This is a genomic window from Bacteroidota bacterium, assembly GCA_020402865.1.
Classification (GTDB): Bacteria; Bacteroidota; Bacteroidia; order Palsa-965; family Palsa-965.
Map to the genome: position 1 here is coordinate 65,501 of JADBYT010000028.1, position 17,641 is coordinate 83,141.

Annotated in this window: 16 protein-coding genes; 7 read left to right on the plus strand and 9 right to left on the minus strand. The window is 48.0% G+C overall.

The features are described from left to right. Positions 1 to 15: 15 nt before the first annotated feature. Complete coding sequence (gene bshA, locus IM638_17480) at positions 16 to 1,152, minus strand: N-acetyl-alpha-D-glucosaminyl L-malate synthase BshA (protein ID MCA6364829.1); 1,137 nt, start codon at positions 1,150 to 1,152, stop codon at positions 16 to 18. Positions 1,153 to 1,259: 107 nt separating this feature from the next. Between bshA and IM638_17485 the strand changes: the two genes are divergently transcribed. The 3 genes from IM638_17485 (at position 1,260) to IM638_17495 (ending at position 5,754) form a co-directional block, all read left to right on the plus strand. Further along, positions 1,260 to 3,287 carry a hypothetical protein gene (locus IM638_17485; GenBank protein MCA6364830.1) on the plus strand — a complete coding sequence of 676 codons (2,028 nt, stop codon included), beginning with the start codon at positions 1,260 to 1,262 and terminating at the stop codon, positions 3,285 to 3,287. Positions 3,288 to 3,641: 354 nt separating this feature from the next. Next, positions 3,642 to 4,469 (plus strand): prephenate dehydratase, encoded by an 828-nt coding sequence (locus IM638_17490; GenBank protein ID MCA6364831.1) that lies wholly within the window; start codon positions 3,642 to 3,644, stop codon positions 4,467 to 4,469. A gap of 205 nt (positions 4,470 to 4,674) precedes the next feature. Further along, positions 4,675 to 5,754 carry a bifunctional 3-deoxy-7-phosphoheptulonate synthase/chorismate mutase type II gene (locus IM638_17495; protein MCA6364832.1) on the plus strand — a complete coding sequence of 360 codons (1,080 nt, stop codon included), beginning with the start codon at positions 4,675 to 4,677 and terminating at the stop codon, positions 5,752 to 5,754. 129 nt (positions 5,755 to 5,883) lie between these two features. Here the strand turns inward: IM638_17495 and IM638_17500 are convergent, their stop codons facing one another. The 8 genes from IM638_17500 to IM638_17535 all read right to left on the minus strand — a co-directional run bounded on the left by IM638_17500 (position 5,884) and on the right by IM638_17535 (position 12,814). Next, on the minus strand, positions 5,884 to 6,918 hold the full coding sequence (locus IM638_17500; GenBank protein MCA6364833.1) for a tetratricopeptide repeat protein: 1,035 nt from the start codon (positions 6,916 to 6,918) through the stop codon (positions 5,884 to 5,886). A gap of 411 nt (positions 6,919 to 7,329) precedes the next feature. Continuing rightward, a complete protein-coding gene (recA, locus tag IM638_17505) occupies positions 7,330 to 8,373 on the minus strand; it encodes a recombinase RecA (protein MCA6364834.1) in 1,044 nt (347 codons plus the stop codon). 266 nt (positions 8,374 to 8,639) lie between these two features. Continuing rightward, positions 8,640 to 9,152, minus strand: a complete 513-nt coding sequence (bcp, locus tag IM638_17510; protein MCA6364835.1) for a thioredoxin-dependent thiol peroxidase — start codon at positions 9,150 to 9,152, stop codon at positions 8,640 to 8,642. Between the two features lie 36 nt (positions 9,153 to 9,188). Continuing rightward, the gene (locus IM638_17515) at positions 9,189 to 9,965 is read right to left on the minus strand and encodes a hypothetical protein (GenBank protein MCA6364836.1); all 777 of its coding nucleotides are present in this window, start codon (positions 9,963 to 9,965) and stop codon (positions 9,189 to 9,191) included. Between the two features lies 1 nt (position 9,966). After that, positions 9,967 to 10,701 carry a hypothetical protein gene (locus IM638_17520; protein MCA6364837.1) on the minus strand — a complete coding sequence of 245 codons (735 nt, stop codon included), beginning with the start codon at positions 10,699 to 10,701 and terminating at the stop codon, positions 9,967 to 9,969. A 1-nt stretch (position 10,702) separates the two neighbouring features. Next, positions 10,703 to 11,425 (minus strand): methyltransferase, encoded by a 723-nt coding sequence (locus IM638_17525; GenBank protein MCA6364838.1) that lies wholly within the window; start codon positions 11,423 to 11,425, stop codon positions 10,703 to 10,705. 77 nt (positions 11,426 to 11,502) lie between these two features. Next, positions 11,503 to 12,093 carry a 16S rRNA processing protein RimM gene (rimM, locus tag IM638_17530; protein MCA6364839.1) on the minus strand — a complete coding sequence of 197 codons (591 nt, stop codon included), beginning with the start codon at positions 12,091 to 12,093 and terminating at the stop codon, positions 11,503 to 11,505. Positions 12,094 to 12,292: 199 nt separating this feature from the next. Then, positions 12,293 to 12,814, minus strand: a complete 522-nt coding sequence (locus tag IM638_17535; GenBank protein MCA6364840.1) for a 30S ribosomal protein S16 — start codon at positions 12,812 to 12,814, stop codon at positions 12,293 to 12,295. A gap of 166 nt (positions 12,815 to 12,980) precedes the next feature. Between IM638_17535 and dapB the strand changes: the two genes are divergently transcribed. The 4 genes from dapB to IM638_17555 all read left to right on the plus strand — a co-directional run bounded on the left by dapB (position 12,981) and on the right by IM638_17555 (position 17,490). Further along, positions 12,981 to 13,730 (plus strand): 4-hydroxy-tetrahydrodipicolinate reductase, encoded by a 750-nt coding sequence (gene dapB / locus IM638_17540; protein MCA6364841.1) that lies wholly within the window; start codon positions 12,981 to 12,983, stop codon positions 13,728 to 13,730. 702 nt (positions 13,731 to 14,432) lie between these two features. Beyond that, positions 14,433 to 15,497: a signal peptidase I gene (lepB, locus tag IM638_17545; GenBank protein ID MCA6364842.1), complete on the plus strand. Its 1,065-nt coding sequence runs from the start codon at positions 14,433 to 14,435 to the stop codon at positions 15,495 to 15,497. Positions 15,498 to 15,504: 7 nt separating this feature from the next. Then, on the plus strand, positions 15,505 to 16,716 hold the full coding sequence (lepB, locus tag IM638_17550; protein ID MCA6364843.1) for a signal peptidase I: 1,212 nt from the start codon (positions 15,505 to 15,507) through the stop codon (positions 16,714 to 16,716). 6 nt (positions 16,717 to 16,722) lie between these two features. Continuing rightward, on the plus strand, positions 16,723 to 17,490 hold the full coding sequence (locus IM638_17555) for a TSUP family transporter (GenBank protein MCA6364844.1): 768 nt from the start codon (positions 16,723 to 16,725) through the stop codon (positions 17,488 to 17,490). Positions 17,491 to 17,641 lie beyond the last annotated feature (151 nt).

A 17,641-nucleotide genomic window follows, 5' to 3' on the forward strand; every position in this document is an offset into this window, starting at 1 on the left:
GAATAGTGCAATCTGTTACAACACCGGAACACCTTTCAGTACACGCTCATAAAGTGCTTCGTACTGCGGCAAAATGATTTGCAAATCAAATTTCTGTGCCTGAGCAAATGCATTGGCTTTGAATTGCTGCAGTCGGGATTCGTCCGACAAAATATAGATGGCATTTTTAGCCATCTCGTCCACATCGCCTACATTACTCAGGAAACCGCTGAACCCCTGCACGTTTACCTCCGGCAAACCACCGGTATTTGTAGAAATTACAGGCACGTGAGAGGCCATGGCTTCGAGTGCGGAGAGTCCGAAACTTTCCGTTTCTGAAGGAAGAATAAATAAATCGGCCACGGAAAGCACTTCGGCAGGGTTCATCACCTTTCCGAGCGAGCGGATTTCATCGCAGGTATTGAGTTCGCGGCAAAGTTTTTCTATTTGCGGGCGTTCGGGGCCATCGCCCACAAGCACTAAGCGTGTAGGGATTTGTTTGCGCACCTTATCAAACACACGCAACACATCTTCTACCCTTTTCACTTTGCGGAAGTTTGATACGTGCACCATAATGCGTTCGCCATTGGGCGCAAACATCTGGCGCTGGCAATTGCTCCGGGCCTGTCCGTATTCGCTCAGTTCAATAAAGTTGGGAATTACCTCCACTTCGCGGTTCACTTTAAAATTGCTGTAGGTGTCTTGCCGCAAACTATCGGAAACTGCAGTCACTGCGTTCGATTTGTTGATGGCAAAGGTAATTACCGGTTCAAAAGACGCATCGCGGCCCACCAGCGTAATGTCGGTGCCGTGAAGTGTGGTAATAAACGGGAGATGAATGCCTTCTTCTTTCAGAATTTGCTGCGCCATATAGGCGGCTGATGCGTGCGGAATTGCATAATGCACGTGCAGCAGATCGAGCTTTTCGTTTTTTACCACATCCACCATGCGGCTGCTTAGTACTAACTCGTAAGGCTGGTAATCAAAAAGCGGATAATCGCTCACCGATACTTCGTGGTAAAAAATATTGGCCTGAAACGTATCAAGCCTCACCGGCTGGCTGTAAGTAATAAAATGTATTTCGTGACCTTTGGCTGCAAGGGCCTTGCCCAGCTCTGTGGCTACAACTCCCGATCCGCCGAAAGTAGGATAACATACAATACCGATTTTCATAGTATGCAAATTTACGTTTATTTCATGCTGCCGGTTTTTCAAAAAAAAGATGGAATTTAATATGGAAAAACCTGTTTCGAGCATCTATCCACTGTAAACACCACCCAATGCGACACATACTTACTTTTTTGCTTATTGTTGTCCATACAGTCTCTCAGGGGCAAACGCTTCGCAACCAGCTGCAAACCATAAATACCGAATGGGGAAAATACACCTCGATAGCCAATGAGCCTGCGCAGCATTTCAACAGCGACAGAGCACTGATTCAAACCCATCTTTATCAGGTTATTTCGCTGCTCGAACGTCGTAAATTCCCGCTCCACCTGCCGCCCGGCTGCCTCCAACGTCGCAAAAGCCTGATTACCCAACTAAAAGCCTATGCCGACAGCGGTATTTTCCCGCAAAACAACTACAAACCCGGCCGCATACCGGTGTTTATTGATGAAACAGGCACGCATTGTGCCGTTGGCTATCTCATGCTCAAAAGCGGTGCGGGAAAACTTGCCCGAAAAGTGTCGCTCACCAATAACTACATCTACATCCGTCAGCTAACCGACCCGGCTTTTTTTCAATGGCAGGCACAAAGCGGATTTACAATTGATGAACTCGCATTGATTCAACCCTCCTATTACAATCCCATATTGATTGATGAAAACAAACCAGTTCCTCCACAATGCGGAAGCGCGGTATTTTCCGAAATATCCTATTATTGGGGAAATTCCGGTAGCCAACAAACCAAGCCAACACTGAAATGGCAGGGCACATGCAATGAAAATGGTCAGCTGCACGGCCGCTGGGTGCAGTTCTACAGAAACGGGAGTCCTTTTGTGGAAGGCTGGTTTAAAAATGGTGTGAAAGACAGTGTATGGCGGATTTATTTCAACGATAAATCGGTGAATGAAGAAGTGATTTGGAAAAACGGAAAGAAAACCGGCACCTACATCCGCTATTCCAGCCCGGGCATGGCAGATGAAAAAGGAGCGTTTGAAAACGACCTGAAAACCGGACGCTGGACCACCTGGCAGTTTAACCACATACTAACTGAAGGGAATTACCTGAACGGAAAGAAAAACGGGAAATGGCTGTATTATTATCACACGCAGGACAGTATCCGGCAGGTGTATTCGGAGGAATGGTTTGATGAAGGAGTAATGAAACAACGCAAGCTGTTTCAGCTGCAATCCTCACAGCCCTATATGTGGTACGAGCACGTGAATGACTCGCTGTACTATTTCCAAAACCTGCTGCGCAGCGATTATGTGCAGGAAGAAGGCCACATATATGTGTACAGCGAACTGCAACCGGCAATGTATGATTATGAATACATGCCCTACATCCACCGTCAGGAGGCGTATGCCAGCAACAATACGCCACCCGGCTTTGTGTGGGTTGAAAAAACTGTGCGCACCGGCAAGTGGATCATTCGCGGCAATACCATTGCCTCACGTGTGCCGGAATATCAGGCTGACTCGGTATGGTTTTATGTACAGCGCGATTCAATTACAGGTGCCGATATTTTTAAAAATGCACAGCACACCAGCATTGAATGTTTGCCGGGTCATTACCGTCCGGTAGAATCTTTCTATTCCATTCCTCCGCTCACCGTTACTTCAAAAACCACTTGGGAAAACGGCAAAATAACCGAGCAGAGTTATTACAATGCAACTGGTCGTTGCATCTTGCAAGTACGTTTCCGCGATGCGAAGCTTATTTCCGGCTCGCGTTATGATTCAGCCACGCAGCAAACCATTATCTGGGCAGAAGCACCGCCGCAAAGTAAAGAGCCTATGCTGATGACCATTAAATCGGCCACATGGCAAACACGTTGCTACGGCAGCATGCTCGATACCGCCACGCGCCACGGCTATTGGGAATTTTACGATACACGAGGAAATACCTATGCCAAAGGTTACTACAACCGAAACCAGCGTAATGGCGCGTGGGAAGAAACAGATACGCTTACCGGTGTAATTATGCGCGGGAATTATATGAATGACATGCGCTCGGGAACGTGGAAAGAGGTTGATCACGTAAGTGGTAATGTCTGGATGGGAAATTATGTAAACGGCAAACGAAATGGAAAATGGGTACTCCGCAAACCCGACGGAACAATAATTGAACGGAAACGTTATTAAGAGCCTGAGGTACACAAAACAATAAATACAGATAAAAATTTGGGTTAATCGAAAAACTGTTGTAACGTTGCAAAACAGAAAAACAAATGCAAAAACAACTCAATAACTATTTCTTCTTTTTCAACGCAATGCGGTGAAAAGGAAGGTTATTGACCAAACTATAACAAAAAGCCTTCCCTGCACGGAAGGCTTTTTTTATGCCATGAAAAGACAGACATCAACAGTTTTCTTTTATTTCTTCTTCATCCAGCCATGAGGCAGGAAAGCTATTGTATGCACAAAGCCCTGCCCGAAAAGCAGGGCTTTTTTAGTAATAGAATTCTAGAACTCATCTCACACATAATCATCACTACCATGAGAAATCATTTCATTGCCATTCAGGGTTCACTTTCTTCCTTTCATGATCTTGCTGCGCGAAAATACTTCGGCGAAGATGTTTCTGTTTTGCAGTGCGGCTCATTCAGAGAAGTATGCGAAAGAATATGTAACAACGAGTGTGATTACGGCATTATCGCCATCGAAAACAAAGTGGCCGGGAGCATCCTGTTAAATTACCAGCTTATTGAGCTGTTCAAACTTAATGTAATCGGCGAAGTTTTTGTTCCTGTTGAATTGCATCTCCTGGGCCCGGCAGGAATGAAAATGAGTGAAGTAAAGGAAATACTTTCTCACCCCGTGGCACTGGGTCAGTCGCAGTTATTTCTTTCCAAACTGCGTAATGTGGTAATAAATGAATACAAAGATACTGCCACCTGTGCCTCTATGGTTGCCGGCGGCTTACAGAATGGGCTGGCTGTAATTGCCGGTTCTGCTGTTGCTCAAAAGTTCGGACTGGAGATAATTTCACCGAATATATGCGATACGGAATTGAATTACACCCGCTTTTACATATTAAGTAAAGGGCAGGACTATCCTGAAAATCCGAACAAGGCATCCGTAACCATCCGTACTGCTCACACACCGGGTAGTCTGGCCGGGGCATTGAGTTGTTTAGCCAGTCATTCGCTTAATGTAACCAAAATCCAGAGCGTACCTGTTCCCGGCCACATACATGAATATTCATTTCATCTCGACATTGAATTTACCAATAAAGCCTGTCTGGAAAATGGGCTTCTCGAATTGAAATCCTGCACTAAATCTGTTCATCTGCATGGTATGTACCGCAGTGCAACACCTCACTAAGAGCCTGTTTAAAATTTGTTTTTGAGATTTGTTTTGAGCACATTTTTTCTCAGACAAGGCGTGTTTTGCAGGCGATCCTTGGAGAGGATCGACAAAAAACAGAACGCAGGATGAGGAAAAATGTGCCGAAACAAAGCCAAAGGATGAATTTTAAACAGGCTCTAAGTAAAATACGTATTTCACTAACGATTCATATAAACTGAATATGAACCCACCAAAACCACACGCTGCAAATGCGGCATCGCTTATATTACAAAAAAACGTTGTAATTGCCGGCCCCTGTAGTGCCGAAACGGAAACACAGGTTATTTCAACGGCCGAAAAACTGGCCGCCACAGGTAAAGTACATTTGCTCAGAGCCGGAGCTTGGAAACCACGTACTTCGCCGGGTGAATTTGAAGGTGTTGGAATAAAGGCGCTGCCCTGGCTGGCCGAAGCCCGCCTGCGAACCGGTTTGCCATTTGGCGTGGAAGTAGCCACTGCTCGCCATGCTGAAGACGCGATGCTTTATGAAGCTGATTTTCTCTGGATTGGCGCGCGTACTACGGTTAATCCTTTCGCTGTGCAGCAAATTGCCGATGCACTGCGAAATACCAATGTACCGGTACTTGTAAAAAATCCGGTAAATCCCGATGTGAAACTCTGGGCCGGCGCAGTTGAACGTGTAATGCGTGCAGGCATTGTACATACCGCAATCATTCATCGCGGTTTTAGCGTATATGGATATACACACCACCGGAATGCTCCGCTTTGGCAACTGCCTATCGAAATGAAACGGCTTTTCCCTCAGCTTCCCCTCATTACCGATCCGTCGCACATTTGCGGACAACGAAATTCGCTGGCTGCTGTTATTCAACAAGCTATTGATCTTGGCAGCGACGGATTAATGATAGAAGTTCACGAAAACCCCGACCAGGCCCGGACCGACCGTGAACAACAACTTACCCCGGCACAATTCAATGAGCTGCTTGACCGTATAGCTCATAAAAAAACAAACTCCGCCAATCCCGAATATTCACAAAGGCTGCACCAGCTGCGCAGCACAATTGATAATATCGACGATGAGCTCTTTTCACAAATTTCAGACCGCATGCGTGTGGCCTCAGCAATCGGAATGCTCAAACAGGAAAACAACATCACTGTATTGCAGTCTTCCCGATGGAATGAAATTATGCAACGCGCAATGGAAAAGGGGCAAAAGCTCGGACTGAGTGAATCATTTGTCCGCACCTATATGCAGGCACTGCATCTCGAAAGTATCCGTATTCAGCAACTCAATCAATAAGCAGGTTAAGAAACTGACCGGTGTAAATGATTTTAATTATCTGCCCAAAGCCAATGAAAACTGAAAAAGTGACAAGTCGAAAAAAAACAGCCGCAGACAAAACGTGCATGCGGCTGTTGTTTGAGGCTCTTATTTTCCGACTTTTTTTATCCGGTCAAGTTCATTGAGTTCAATCACCGCATTTTCGTATTTCGGATCAACTTCGAGTGCTTTTTTGAACATGGCCTCGGCATTGGCAATATCGCCTTTTTCCTTGTAGCAGTAGCCCATGCCGTAATAACCGCGTGGCTCTTTCGGGTTGTCTTTGATGCAGAGGTTGAAATACTCCATGCCTTTTGTGGGGTCGTTCAGCTCAACCGTATGCAGGTAGCCGAGGTTGAAATGGGCATCAAAATGATTGGGATTAAGCTGCAACAAGGTGTTGTATGCTTCCAGTGCAGGATTGTACTGCTGCGTATTCTGGTAAAACATGCCGAGGTGATAAAATGCCTCCTGACTTTGCGGCTGAACTTTAAGCGCATTGGAATAGTACTGTGTGGCCATTGGGTCTTTCTTTGATGCTGCAATTACACCCAGCTGAATCCAGGCATTGTAGTAGTCGGGATCCTGCTCCACGGCCGTTTGCATGCTCGATATGGCTTTGGCGGTATCGCCGGTTTCTTTAAAGGCCATGCCTTTCATGAAATATGCCTGCGAATTATTTACGTCGATACGCAGCACACGGTCGAGCAGCGACAATTCTTCTTCGTATTTGCGGAGGTAGTGTTTCATTTGCGCCAGTCGCAGCAAGCCATCAACATTCTCAGGGTGAAGCTCCACCAGGCGTATCAGCAGTTCGTTGGCGCGGCGGGTTTGGTTGGTGAAGAAATACACATCTACACCGGCGCTGAGGTACTCGGCTTTGCTGCTGTCTAATTTCAGCACGCGGTTTACATCGGCCAGTGCGGCTTCGTAGTTTTTTACATTGATGTAATGCCGCGAGCGTTCGATGTACAAATCAAGATTGTTAGGCTCTTTCAGCAGCTTATCATTGATGGCCTGCAGTTTCAGGGCCATTGAATCTTTGGGCGCAGGTTTATCAGCAGGAGTACCCTCGCCGCAGCCGGCCGAGAAGTTGAGCAGGAATGCCGCAAAAGGCAGCAGAAGAAGTACGCGAATGGACATAATTAACTGGTGTGCATGAAAAAACACATCCCGAAGGTACACACTCTTTGCAAGTTGTGATACTCCGGGATGTGTAAGCGGCTAATTTCGCTTTGCCGGTGGCGCCTTCTGTCGGGTCTTACTGCCGACGCGGGCGGCCGTTTCCGGCGGCGAATGCTTTTGTGTGTACTTTTCCGGGCGTGCCTATGCTGCTTTTTCTCCGGCAATTTGCATGTGTTGATCAGTCTGCATTACGGTGCATGCCCAATCTTCTTCTCTTCCATCGCTCACTCCTTGCAAATTGCCATTTCTGCTTCACGCCATCCTCACCACCGCTGCGCAACTGCAAAAACGGACACAGCCAGGCTAACCATGGCAAATGACTGTGCCGTTTTTGCCGCTTTAGTATTTAGCAGCGGCTTATCCTGCTGCTCAGCTTTCAACTGCAGCTTCGGGCGCCGGAACACCGCTCAGGGCTTCACGGATTTGCGCTTCTATGCGCTCCATGACTTCGGGATTGTCGGCAAAGAGGTTCTTCACCGCATCGCGTCCCTGACCTAATTTCATATCCTCGTAGCTGAACCACGAGCCGCTTTTCTTGATAATGCCGTGTTCCACACCGAGGTCGATGATTTCACCCACACGCGAAATGCCTTCGCCGAAGAGAATATCAAACTCAGCCTGACGGAACGGCGGCGCTACCTTGTTCTTAACCACTTTCACACGGGCACGGTTGCCGGTGGCGGTTTCTCCGTCTTTAATTTGTCCGGCACGGCGGATGTCGAGACGCACCGAAGCATAAAACTTAAGCGCATTACCGCCGGTGGTGGTTTCGGGGTTACCGAACATTACACCAATTTTCTCGCGCAGCTGGTTGATGAATACGCAGCAGCAGCCGGTTTTGCTGATGTTGGCTGTGAGTTTACGCAAGGCCTGCGACATCAAACGCGCCTGCAAACCCATTTTCGAATCGCCCATTTCACCTTCGATCTCTGCTTTGGGCGTAAGTGCCGCCACCGAGTCGATTACCAGAATATCCACCGCACCCGAACGAATCAGGTTATCGGCAATTTCCAGTGCCTGTTCGCCATTGTCGGGCTGCGAAATAAGCAGGCTTTCAATATCCACGCCTAATTTCTGTGCATAAAAACGGTCAAACGCGTGCTCCGCATCCACAATGGCTGCAATGCCGCCCTGCTTCTGCACTTCGGCAATGGCATGAATGGCCAGCGTAGTTTTACCGGATGATTCGGGACCGTAAATCTCAATAATACGGCCTTTGGGATAACCGCCCACACCCAGCGCAATATCCAGCGCCAGCGAACCGGTGGGAATTACTTCCATAGCCTCCACCGGACTATCGCCCAGCTTCATAATTGTTCCTTTGCCGTAGGTCTTCTCAAGTTTATCAATCGTCAACTGCAATGCCTTCAACTTCTCTTTGTTCACTTCCTTTTCTTTGCTGTCTTTAGCCATGGTAATGGTTGTTAAGGTTCTTTTTATGTAATAATTGGCTTGGGAACGGATTCAGCGTTCTTTCCGATGCAAACCTACAAATAAGGTTTTACGTGTCAAGTTTTTTGACGAAAATTTTATTAACAACGCTTAATATTTCATACTGAAATGAGCGTTAAAACCAAAACAATAATCACATTATCAGTACATTATAAAAATATAGCGGAATAAAATATTTTTTATCCCGCCACACTGTTTTTAATAGCTAAAGGTAATAATCCGGTTCTTTACCCAAGAATCTGAGCCGCATGTCCGGCCGTATCCACCTCCGAAATTACTTCCTCAATCTTCCCTTTTTCGTTGATTACGAAAGTAGTACGGTTTATTCCGTCGAAAATACGTCCCATAAACTGCTTTTTACCCCACACATCATACGCCTTAATAAGCGAAAGCTCGGGATCGGAAATGAGCGGAAAAGGCAGATCGTACTTATTGATAAAGCTCTGGTGTTTCTTCACCGTATCGGCACTTACGCCAAGCACGGCATAACCGGCCTTTAACATGGCTTTGTAGTTATCGCGCAGGCTGCAGGCCTGTGCGGTGCAGGCGGGTGTGCTGTCTTTCGGGTAGAAATACAGCACAATTTTTTTGCCTTTGTAGTTTTTAGCATCAAATTCGGTTCCGTCGTGCAGGATGCCGTGTATGGCGGGTGCTTTATCGCCTGCTTTGAGTTTGGTATGGTGTTTTTCGAATGCCACGTGTTTTGCTGCCTTGATTAGGAATTTGTGGAGGATTGTCATTAACATTTAAACACCGCATAATGAATATTGTTCTACTTACTTTTTTCTTCTTGTTAATATGATTCTTTGGGAGCTTTCACATTCTTTACAATCCGGACTGCATTTCTCTATCCTTGCCAGATCAAGTTTTCTATAATTCATTTTATTAATTCTATAATCTAAAGGAAAAGTGTTGCAGAATTGCAGGAAAATAGCCGGACGAAAAGAAAGATATAGCGTATCCGCAATTTTCGATGGTTCGTTTACTATAATATTTGCCGGTGAATAACCGGCATAGTAAATATTTATTGTAAGAGGAAAATATGACCGGTGAATAACCGCATTTAATTTCCCTTCAACATCTGCCACAAATAATTTTCGCCACACTGTATCAGCAGTTGATTTGAATACGATCAATGCACTAGATGCAGGATAAATTGAATCAATTTTAAACTCAGGAAACCGGCCAGTTAATATGGCATCTCCGACACGAACCGGGTTAGTTGTATCAACAGGCGCAAGAATTGTTAATGAAATAGAGCAGCTATCGGAATTTACAGGAAGATGAGAAAAAAAGGATCGGTATGAATTTGATGTGTCTTTGTTCAGTGTAAGCATATTGCGATTAAGTATATAAGTGCCGGTAATTTCGCTTGAATATACACAACCTCCCTCGCTATATCTGAAAGTACTGTCGGAATAAAATTCAAAACTCTGCCATGTCATACCGGTAGATAAACTGTAACTTCTACTGATGTATCGGTCATGGAAACAACCCGATAAAAGCAAAATCAGTATAGATGCTGGTGTACCAACAAATAAATAGTATTTCATTTCAATACTTTTTTGATCGCCGGAGTCTTATACTACGGGTATGTGCATTTCCACAACCTGGAATTATTTGCGCGCTGGTTCTTACTAAATGAAGTTTGCGCCGGTTCATCCTTAAAATTCGGTATTCCTGAGGGAAAATGGGATAAAGAAACAATAGTTGCTCACCTGATCCGGCCAGAAAAATAGAATCTGCGGTATTTACAGGCCTGTCTAACACAAAATTATTTTGTCCGTAACCCAGATAGCGGGTTTGTATTTTTATTGGAAAAAGGTATTTGTGTACGTGTAATGACACCACTCCGTCAATATTTGCAACCAGTTGTTTTTTCCACGAGGTATCAGTTTCAGAACTTAAATTAAATAGTGTAAAGGGGATTGGATAAATTGTGTCCAATCGCTCAAATACGGTAAACGAAAGCAAACAACTGTCGCCAACAGGTTCTGTATGGTGAATGCGCGATGGTACAGGTGCTGGTTTTAATGTGTCGGCAAAAAGCGTTAATTTCCTATTCACAATTGTGTAGTTACCAGATATTTCCCCATGATGGGTGCAGCTACCCTCCTTCCATGTAAAAGTGCTGTCAACGTTGAACTTGAAACTTTGCCATGTTACACCGCTGGAAAAACTATATGTGACGTTGGGGTGTTTATTGGGAATACATGCAGTGAAGAAGAATAACAGGAAGATTAACACTATACGCATACCGGATAAACGAAGGCAAAGGATTAATTCCATATCAGAAATACAAATAATACTCCTTCGTCAACTCCTTATACTCATCCGTATAATTCTGCTCATTCAAACTATCCTTTTCAATAACCAGCGTGGACTCGGAAAAATGCGGCTTGGGCTGCCAGGCAAACTGCATGAGCCAGCGTTTTTCGGCTTTTTCGGGTGTGGTTTTTACGCGGGTGAAGCGTGTGAGGTGCAGTCCGTGCGAGGCCGCCTGCGCAAGAAATTTCACGCCCTCGCGCGAAGGGAGAATGACGCAGAATTTACCATCGCGGGTGAGCAGTTTGGATACGCCTTCGAGCAAATCGGTAAAGGGCAGCAGAAGCTGATGCCGGGCGGCCGCGCGCGATTTTTCGGCGGCAGTTACCGTTTCGCTGAAGTAAGGCGGGTTGCTTACAATGAGGTCGTAACGCTCATCGGTGCCGGCGGCAAAATCCTGCAGCGACTGGTGCATTACGCGGATGCGTTCGGGCCAGGGACTGGCGGCGGCATTGCCACGCGCTTCCTGCACGGCGGTTTCGTCAATGTCGATGGCATCTATCTGCGCGCCGCATTTCTGGGCCAGCATCAGTGCAATTACGCCCGTGCCGGTGCCGATGTCGAGGATGCGGCGCACACCGTAGGTTTTTACCCACGCGCCCAGCAACACCGCATCAGTGCCCACTTTCATGGCACAGCGGTCCTGGCGGACGTTAAACTGCTTAAAGGCAAATGTGGCAGACGGCATAAACGATGCACGCAGGGTGCGGGTCGGTTTTCGCTTTACCAAAATACACAAATTCGGCAAAACAGCGCCGCATGGGTTTATTCCTCGTCGGGATCCACCGCAAACGGATTGAAATCGCCGTCGAATTCCTCCTCATCGTTGCCGCTGCCGAGGTAAATATCAATCAGCCCTTCGGGCGCGGCAATGTGCAGCTCGCGCGCCTTGCGGTCAACCTTTAGCACCACGCCGGGCGCCAGCGGAATCAGGATTTCATTGCGTCCCTCGCCTACCTGCAAAACAGGTTGCTGCAACCGGTCAATTACGCTCACCGCATCGCCAATTTTACCTTTTTCCGAATCAATAACGGCAAAGCCCGGAATTTCGTGAAAGTAAAACTGTTTGTCATCGAGCTTGGGCAGTGCAGCCAGCGGCAGAAAGGCTTCGCAACCTACCAGTGCTTCGGCAGCGGCGGGCGTGGTTACATCTTCAAACGCCACGGTAAGGTTATTGTTGAGCAGCCGCGCGTGAGTAATGAAAAACGGTGTAAGCGTGCCGTTTATATCCAGAAAAACCGCATCCAGCGTGCGGTAGCGGGCCGGCTCATCCACATCAAGCTGAATTACCACTTCGCCTTTCAGTCCTGAAGTGCGGCGCACAAAGCCGGCAGAGTAACATTCGCTTTTTTTCATGGCTTTAAATTAAAATGAGAACCTCTAAAAAGTAAACGATTGAGGCGGACAAAGGAACGAAAACCGGAGTTTACTTGTGTAAATGAGGATTTTCGTGCTGCACCCAATGAGGATATTTTGCTTTTTTGAAGTTCTTAAATGATTAACGGTCAGCCCTGGGGGACTGACCGTTAAAGTAATAATTGCAGGGAAAGGAAGATTATCCGTTATTTTCGGCCGGTGCTTCAGCTTCTTCAGCGGCGGGGGCAGCTTCTTCAGCAGCGGGTGCTGATTTGGCAGCGATTTTAGCAGCGGCTTTTTCACGGGCAGCAGTTTCATCAGCCATACGTTTTGCAGCGGCGCTGCGCTCAGCTGAAGAAAGTTTGCTTTTCTTGCCTTCAATTTTGCTGTTTTTCTCTTCAAGCCATTTTGCCAGTTTGGCATCGGCCTGCTCCTGTGTGAGTGCGCCTTTTTGCACACCGCGATACAGGTGGTAACGGAAAAGAACACCTTTGTACGAAAGAATCGCACGGGCGGTGTCTGTAGGCTGGGCGCCTGTTTTCACCCACTCGAACGCACGGTCGAAGTCGATATCAATCGACGCCGGGTTGGTGTTCGGGTTGTAGGTGCCAATTTTTTCGATAAATCGCCCATCACGTGGGGAACGACTGTCCGCAACAACGATATGGAAATAGGCGTAAGCCTTTTTACCATGGCGCTGGAGTCTGATTTTCGTCGGCATTTCTGCGGAGAATTAAGTTGTTGATAAATAGTGAATACCCGTTTTTCGGGACGGCAAATGTAGGGAGATTTGGTAAACTAACAAGCATCCACGCGTAATTTTCTCAAAAATGCCCTTCTTTCCATCCCTTCGTTCGGTATCTTTGGCCGCATTGAAGCACAAACCTATGAAAATTGCATTGCTGGGCTACGGCAAAATGGGCAAAGTAATTGAACGCATGGCCACCGAACGCGGTCACGAAGTAATTATCCGCGCCGATGCCGGCTCCATTCAACACCTCACCGCCGAAGAACTGGCTAAAGCCGATGTAGCCATCGAATTCAGTGCACCGCATGCCGCGGTGGCCAATATGCAGCGCTGCTTTGCGGCAGGCGTACCCGTAGTTACCGGCACCACCGGCTGGCTGGCAGCCTTGCCGGAAGTAGAAGCCGCCTGCCACGCCGCAAACGGAAGCCTGTTTTACAGTTCCAACTTCAGCCTTGGCGTTAATCTTTTCTTCCGCCTCAATAAATACCTTGCCGCCCTCATGCAGCCGCACACCGGCTACCGCGCCGAAGTGGAAGAAATACACCACATCCACAAGCTCGATGCGCCCAGCGGCACCGCCATTACGCTGGTAAACGGCCTGCAGCAGCACTTTACCCGGCAGCCCGAAACCAAAACCTACATGCACCGCGGCCCCGAAAACACCGCCCCTGCCGAACTGCCCGTGGTTTCCATCCGCACCGACGAAGTGCCCGGCACCCACACCATCCGCTACACATCGGCGGTTGACCGCCTCAACATTACCCACGAAGCGTTCAGCCGCGAGGGTTTTGCACTGGGCGCGGTAGTAGCCGCCGAATGGCTGCCCGGCCGCAAAGGCATTTTTGGTATGGACGATCTGCTCGGGCAGGCCGTTTTACCTTCCGAATAATCAATTTACCATTCAAACCCTTTAAAAAACCTTAACATTTACCCAATCCCGAAAACGGCTTACCTTGCAGCCGATTCATTTTAGCTTATGCGTCCGATACACATTTTTCTTCTGCTCAGTCTGGTGGCTCTTTTTGCCGGGCTTTATAAAATTTTTGAGAAAGCCGGCGAGAAAGGCTGGAAAGCACTCATTCCCGGCTACAACTTCTACGTGTGGCTCAAAATCCTGAAAAAGCCCTGGTGGTGGCTTATTCTCATACTCATTCCCACGGTGGGCGTGTTTATGCTGCCCATAATGTTTGTGCTCACGGCAAACTGTTTTGGCAAACGCAGGTTTACCGACCACGTTGTTGCCGTGGTGGCCTATTTCATTTACATGCCCATGCTGGGCTTTTCGAAAACACTTAAATTTCTGGGTGTTCCGCCCGAAGAAAAGAACCGCCACTGGCTCAAGGAATGGGGCGAGGCCGGTGTGTTTGCCGTGGTGGCCGCCACGCTTATCCGTTCTTTTTTCTTCGAGGCGTTTGTTATTCCTTCCTCGTCCATGGAAAGCACCCTGCTTACCGGCGATTATTTGTTTGTGAGCAAAATGAGCTACGGCGCCAAAATTCCTTCGGTGCCGCTTACCGTGCCGTTTACGCATAACACGCTGCCCTTTACTGAAACAACACCCTCCTATCTCGACTGGATAGAACTGCCCTACATGCGTTTACCGGGATTTGGTAAAGTAGAACGCGGTGATATTGTAGTGTTTAATTTTCCGGAAGGTGATACTGTTTATTCCGGTAACCGCAATGCAAGTTATTACAGGTATGCACGCGAAGGAGGCCCGCAATTCCGCAATCAGGTGATCGATAATGGTGAAATTGTGGTTCACCCGATCGACAAGGAAGACAACTATGTAAAACGTTGTGTGGCTGTAGCAGGAGATGTGCTTGAAGTTAAAAACAGAACTATTTTCATTAATAATACCCAGCAGGCACTCCCAAAAGATGCGCTTTTTGCCCAGCAGTATTACGAACCGAATGTTTTCGTAGATCCTAATGATCAGCAGGGAAATTATTTATACAGTCAGTCAATTTATGCCCGCGTAGCTAAAGCGGGTGTAACCGACAAATCATCCTCTCAATTTGTTGATCAGAAAGGCACATACTTTCATACCCCCGTTCGTCCTGCTGATGCAGAAAAATTCAGAAACGTAACGGGGTTTGCCAGCGTGGATGTTATTGATTCGGCCGGAAGACCGGGGCCGGATGTGTTCCCGCAGGATACCAATTACCGCTGGAACCGCGACAATTTCGGCCCGCTGCAAATACCCAAAAAAGGCTTAACCGTTCCGCTCACCCTCAAAGATCTTCCGCTCTGGCGGCGTGTGATTCAGGTGTACGAAGGGCACGACCTGAAAGTAAACGGCAGCACCATTCTCATCGACGGCAAACCCGCTACCAGCTACACGTTTGAGCAGGATTATTATTTCATGATGGGCGATAACCGCCACAACTCGCTCGATTCGCGCTACTGGGGTTTTGTGCCCGAAACACACATTATCGGCAAGCCGGTATTTATCTGGTTTTCGAAAGGCGATTTCAGCGGTTTGCGGCCTGAGCGGATGTTTACGTTTGTGGGACAAAACGGCCCCGGCAAATCGTATCTGCTTTGGTTTGCCATTGGTATTGCCGGTATCTGGGGCTTCAATTATTTCCGTGGCAAAAACAAAGCGAAAAAGGCAGATACTGTAACCACTTCTGCCAACCGCAACAAGAAATAATTTCTGAATGGACGAAGATTTTGACGACGACATCCAGGATGATCCCTCGGCCGATTATGAATTGACCGATGCGGAGGAACTTGCAGCCGACGGGCTGGAAGCGGCTGCTGATGCCGTACCGGAAGCACCTGCAGGAAAAAAGAAACGTCGCCGCCATCCGGTGCGTGAATGGGTGGAAGCCCTGCTCTTTGCTTTTTTCGGCGTGCTGCTGCTCAAACTCATCGTGTTTGAACCGTTTGCCATTCCGAGTGATTCGATGGTCCGCACCCTGCAAACGGGCGATTACATTATTGTAAACAAATTAGCCTACGGCGCACGCATGCCCATGACGCCGCTGAGCCTGCCTTTTGGCCACCAAACCATTGGCACCACCGGCCGGAAGGCTTATCTCGACTGGTGGAACTGGGGCTACCACCGCCTGCCCGGCTACAGCGAAGTAAAGCTGAATGATGTAATTGTATTCAACTTCCCGGCCGAAGATTTGTTTGCCCTAAACGGTCACACACACGAATATCCGGTCGATCACCGCACTTACTTTATCAAGCGTGTGGTGGCACTGCCGGGCGATACACTGACCATACGCGATAAGGAAGTGTTCATTAACACCAAAGCAGTAAATGCGCCGGAGCTTTCGCTGTTTAATTACATTATTAAGATAGATTCGACGCGCGCCGACAGTGTAAAACTCAAAGGCCTCGGACTGATGCGCGAAAGCCGTCAGGGGCAGTATGTGCTTTACACCGTGGCCCTGCTTCCGCGTCAGGCCGATAGTTTGCGGCTGATTAAGCAGGTTACTTCGGTAGAGCCGGAAGTATCAAAAGCCGGCAGTTTTGATGAACAGATTTTTCCGCACAATGAGTTTTACCCGTGGAACCTCGACAATTACGGCCCGCTGGTAATTCCGCAGGCGGGTAAAACCATTAAGCTCACGGTGCAGAATCTTCCGCTTTACCAGCGCGCCATTGTGAGCTACGAGCACAATACGATTGAGCAGCGCGGCGATAGTCTGTACATCAACGGCAAGCTCGATTCGGCCTACACGTTTAAGATGAATTATTACTTTGTAATGGGCGACAACCGCCATTACTCCATGGATTCGCGCTACTGGGGCTTTGTGCCGGAAGATCATATTGTAGGCCGCGCCACCATGATTTTGTTTTCGTACGACCGCAAAAACGGCAGTGTGCGCTGGAACCGCTGCTTTGAAACGGTAAAATAGCCTTGTATGCCGCTTGAACTCATTCTGCTCATTGCTGCGGCTTTTGCAGCCGGTTTTGTAGATGCAGTGGTAGGCGGCGGCGGACTCATTCAGCTTCCTTCGTTTGTGCTGGCCTATCCGCAAATGCCTTTTGCGCAATTGCTGGGCACAAACAAATTAGCCAGTTTTGCCGGCACCAGTGTGGCCACCATACGCTATATGCTCACTACAGCCGTGCCGTGGCGCACCATTGCCCCTGCCCTGTTTTCGGCTTTGGTAATGGCGTGGACAGGCGCACACCTTGCCAGTCATTTAGACAAGGCCCTGATGCGGCCGGTGGTGCTTGTGCTGCTTGTAGCCGTGGCCATTTATACGTTTTTCAAAAAAGACCTCGGCCAGCACCGCCGCGAAACGCCGAAGGGGACAAAAGCGTTTCTGCTTTCGCTGCTCACCGGTGCCCTGCTGGGGCTTTACGACGGATTTTTCGGGCCGGGCACGGGCAGTTTTCTGATACTGATTTTTGTAACGCTGTTTGGCTACGAATTCCTTACAGCATCGGTATGCGCCAAATTGGTAAACTGCGCAACCAATGTAGCTGCACTTATTTACTTTGGTGTGCATGGCAATATTCATTACGCCATTGCGATTCCGGTAGCGGCAAGCAACATGGCGGGCTCGTGGCTGGGTGCACGCACGGCCTTGCGCAAGGGTAATAAGTTTGTGCGCGTGTTCTTCCTTGTGGTGGTTTGTGCACTTATTCTGCGCCTCGGCTATGATGTGTTTCTGAAACGCTGATGCGTTACGGTAAGCAATAAAAAACGCGGCTTTGCTGACTACGGCCGTATGCGGCATTAAGTAAGCAGCTCCGTTTAATCATGCTGCGTTTCATCATAAAATCAAGGAGCGTGCTACTCAACTGAATTTTGTGCCTTGCTGCCAGGGTAAC

What these genes read in the sequence shown, in the direction of transcription:
- bshA (MCA6364829.1), bottom strand. Translation starts at nt 1,152, where the DNA reads ATGAAAATCGGTATTGTATGTTATCCTACTTTCGGCGGATCGGGAGTT.
- IM638_17485 (MCA6364830.1), top strand. Translation starts at nt 1,260, where the DNA reads ATGCGACACATACTTACTTTTTTGCTTATTGTTGTCCATACAGTCTCT.
- IM638_17490 (MCA6364831.1), top strand. Translation starts at nt 3,642, where the DNA reads ATGAGAAATCATTTCATTGCCATTCAGGGTTCACTTTCTTCCTTTCAT.
- IM638_17495 (MCA6364832.1), top strand. Translation starts at nt 4,675, where the DNA reads ATGAACCCACCAAAACCACACGCTGCAAATGCGGCATCGCTTATATTA.
- IM638_17500 (MCA6364833.1), bottom strand. Translation starts at nt 6,918, where the DNA reads ATGTCCATTCGCGTACTTCTTCTGCTGCCTTTTGCGGCATTCCTGCTC.
- recA (MCA6364834.1), bottom strand. Translation starts at nt 8,373, where the DNA reads ATGGCTAAAGACAGCAAAGAAAAGGAAGTGAACAAAGAGAAGTTGAAG.
- bcp (MCA6364835.1), bottom strand. Translation starts at nt 9,152, where the DNA reads ATGACAATCCTCCACAAATTCCTAATCAAGGCAGCAAAACACGTGGCA.
- IM638_17515 (MCA6364836.1), bottom strand. Translation starts at nt 9,965, where the DNA reads ATGAAATACTATTTATTTGTTGGTACACCAGCATCTATACTGATTTTG.
- IM638_17520 (MCA6364837.1), bottom strand. Translation starts at nt 10,701, where the DNA reads ATGGAATTAATCCTTTGCCTTCGTTTATCCGGTATGCGTATAGTGTTA.
- IM638_17525 (MCA6364838.1), bottom strand. Translation starts at nt 11,425, where the DNA reads ATGCCGTCTGCCACATTTGCCTTTAAGCAGTTTAACGTCCGCCAGGAC.
- rimM (MCA6364839.1), bottom strand. Translation starts at nt 12,093, where the DNA reads ATGAAAAAAAGCGAATGTTACTCTGCCGGCTTTGTGCGCCGCACTTCA.
- IM638_17535 (MCA6364840.1), bottom strand. Translation starts at nt 12,814, where the DNA reads ATGCCGACGAAAATCAGACTCCAGCGCCATGGTAAAAAGGCTTACGCC.
- dapB (MCA6364841.1), top strand. Translation starts at nt 12,981, where the DNA reads ATGAAAATTGCATTGCTGGGCTACGGCAAAATGGGCAAAGTAATTGAA.
- lepB (MCA6364842.1), top strand. Translation starts at nt 14,433, where the DNA reads ATGCGTTTACCGGGATTTGGTAAAGTAGAACGCGGTGATATTGTAGTG.
- lepB (MCA6364843.1), top strand. Translation starts at nt 15,505, where the DNA reads ATGGACGAAGATTTTGACGACGACATCCAGGATGATCCCTCGGCCGAT.
- IM638_17555 (MCA6364844.1), top strand. Translation starts at nt 16,723, where the DNA reads ATGCCGCTTGAACTCATTCTGCTCATTGCTGCGGCTTTTGCAGCCGGT.